Source organism: Bartonella queenslandensis AUST/NH15 (assembly GCF_000312585.1).
Taxonomy (GTDB): domain Bacteria; phylum Pseudomonadota; class Alphaproteobacteria; order Rhizobiales; family Rhizobiaceae; genus Bartonella; species Bartonella queenslandensis_A.
Genome location: NZ_HE997982.1, coordinates 1,140 through 3,641, shown reverse-complemented (window position 1 = coordinate 3,641; position 2,502 = coordinate 1,140). Strand labels below are relative to the sequence as shown.

Here is a 2,502-nt window from a genome sequence, read left to right as displayed (position 1 = left end):
GGCTTTGTCACTCACTACAACGTTACCATAAACTTTAGCATCTTGAACAACAACGGCTTCATTACGTATTTTCGCATTTTCACTAACAACAGCATCATATGCTGCAATTGCATCATCATAAACCCAGCAATTGCCATCATGAGAGAGGTTTTCTTCCTTTTCAATAAAACCACCAAGATCACCTGCCTTAACATCATCAAAATCTCTTAATGCACGAATGCGATATAAGCATTTAGGTTGACGGGTTTCAGCATCGCAAACTTCTTTGATTTCATCAGTTAATTCATACTTTTTAGTGTTTTGAATTTTAGACATAGCTGTATTGCTCATGGGTATGCTCCATTTCATAAATTTGATTAAATTGTAAGGGGGGAAAGAGGGTAAAGACGTGAAAGTTTTGAGTACTATTGCATATTTCCGTAGATTTGTTCTCTTAAACAAGCCAATCCTTTGGAAGTAATCTTAGTTGACGGTACTGTTTTTTCTGTACCATCGTTTTTTTGAATAGTATGTGCTATGCAATCCATTAATCCCTTTTGGATTTTATCTTGATAAGGCAATAAAGGTCCGTTTGGTACTCTTTTGTAAACCCAACCATATCTACGCAAGTAATCTGATAAATCCTTAGGCCTTACTTCCAATATTTTTGCAGCATCTATAATACCAAACAAGCCATCTGATCGTTTTAAGCCGTCAAGAGCCATTGCTTTTGGTTTTAAATCTTCAATGAGAGTATCTTTTTGATTTATTTGTCCTTGTAGGTAATTCAAAAAGCCAATCATTGCTTGTGGACTTGAGTAATCGATTTGCGGTGGTGTTGCAACTTTGTTTTCTAACTCTTGCCATCTATCTATTATTTTTGCACGCAAGGTAGTGCTGTAGCCTGAAACAAGAATTAGGCACTCGCGTTTTGGAAGAAGATATTCAGTTTTCTGGCGATTCATGCTATCAAAAAAGATGCCCTCAAATTTGAGGATATCTTTTTCGTCATACAATTCAAGCAAAATATTCTTGATATCACGCATAACATTATCATGCCGTTTACCACACAACTCTGCGATTTCACGACTAGACATAGTTTGAATGCTATCATCTATTTTGATTTGATTTACGTTTGTTAAATTTGTTTGATTTGCATTAAATAAAGATTGTGACATGATACTGTCTCCTGTGAAAAAAAATTATAGATTTCTATTGACACACAATAAAGAATGCCGGGAGCTAGAAACACAGTTCACAGTCTGTTGTTACACTTTTCCCTCGAAGGGTATTGTATGGCGTAACCACACCCGGCAATCCCCTCTTATATGCTATAAAGCATAATGGAGTCAAAACTTTATATTAGCAGAAGAGAGATTAATTATAATCCCATCCGATGATAACTTTAGTGTTTCTAGCACTTACTGATTAATTTAACAGAGTGATTCGATTGATGTCAATATGTATTTTACACTTTTTTAACTTTTTTTCATTTTGATGCTTATCTCTTTGAATATAAAGTTAAAAAGAAGGCGCCCCCGCCGCGCCGGTGTTATTTAAGCAGCCTCGTTAATGCTATGCACATTATCGAAAACAGGATTATAAGTTTTTAGCAATGAAACTATTGATTCAATTGGTTCGGATTGACCAAATTCTGTCAAGATTGCTAAGATTTTTGTAAAATTTGGAATTTCGTTTTGTAATTTAAAAAACAAGACTTTTTCGAGAGCCCCCATAAGCTCTACTAAAGAAACATGATATTCATTTTCAGTATCAATATCAATATCATCGCTATTAGCTTCTTTACAGACTACCATCCACAAATCGCATAGGAAGTCAGTGGTTATTTTGATATCGTTTTTTTCTATAGAATGCATTTTAACACCTAATGGTTAGAGTTTTATCTTGACGCCCCTTAAAGGCGCCGGGTGCTAAAACCACGGCCATTAGTCCGTTGTTACACTTTTCCCTCGAAGGGTATTGTATGGTGTAACCACACCCGGCATAATCATTATACGCTCTTAAAGCATAAAAGAAAGCCAGTATTTTAAGAAATGGGAGAAACCTTATCGTGGTTTATCCGCTAATGGAACGTGGGTTTTAATCACTTGCCAATCTTTCTAAACGACATTTTCCTTAATGTCAATACGTATTTTTTATTTTTTTCACTTTTTTTCATTTCGATACTTACTTAACTGAATATCAAGCGCTTTTTCTAATTCACGGTCCATTTCTTCACAAGACAATGGGTAGCCTATCTCACCATTATCTGTAATTTCACAAATCAACTGATCTTTCTTTGTACGTTTTTTGATTTTCTTATTAACCTCATCTATCAAAGGTTCATAACTCAAAACGCTTCTTGGTAAATCACCACCGTATAGCCAAGCTTTCACGCGCGCCTTGGTACTGTAATCAACGTTTGAAGGAATCTCATGATACTGTCCACCGTCAAATTCCTCATATTCCCTCATACCATCATCATATTCGTAAAGATTGTAAAAATACTCTGCTACCCCTAAT

The 2,502-nt window shown here is 35.4% G+C and carries 3 protein-coding genes and 1 pseudogene; all 4 read right to left on the bottom strand.

Translation table 11 applies throughout. From position 1 onward, the window contains the following. Window positions 1–330, bottom strand: a pseudogene (locus tag BN338_RS01955) (hypothetical protein); the annotation flags it as partial. 74 nt (window positions 331–404) lie between these two features. Then, a complete protein-coding gene (locus BN338_RS01950) occupies window positions 405–1,157 on the bottom strand; it encodes a phage antirepressor KilAC domain-containing protein (protein WP_083868419.1) in 753 nt (250 codons plus the stop codon). A 378-nt stretch (window positions 1,158–1,535) separates the two neighbouring features. Then, window positions 1,536–1,847 carry a hypothetical protein gene (locus tag BN338_RS01945; protein WP_039758554.1) on the bottom strand — a complete coding sequence of 104 codons (312 nt, stop codon included), beginning with the start codon at window positions 1,845–1,847 and terminating at the stop codon, window positions 1,536–1,538. 297 nt (window positions 1,848–2,144) lie between these two features. Further along, a partial coding sequence (locus tag BN338_RS01940) for a hypothetical protein (protein WP_039758553.1) occupies window positions 2,145–2,502 on the bottom strand: 358 nt, incomplete at its 5' end.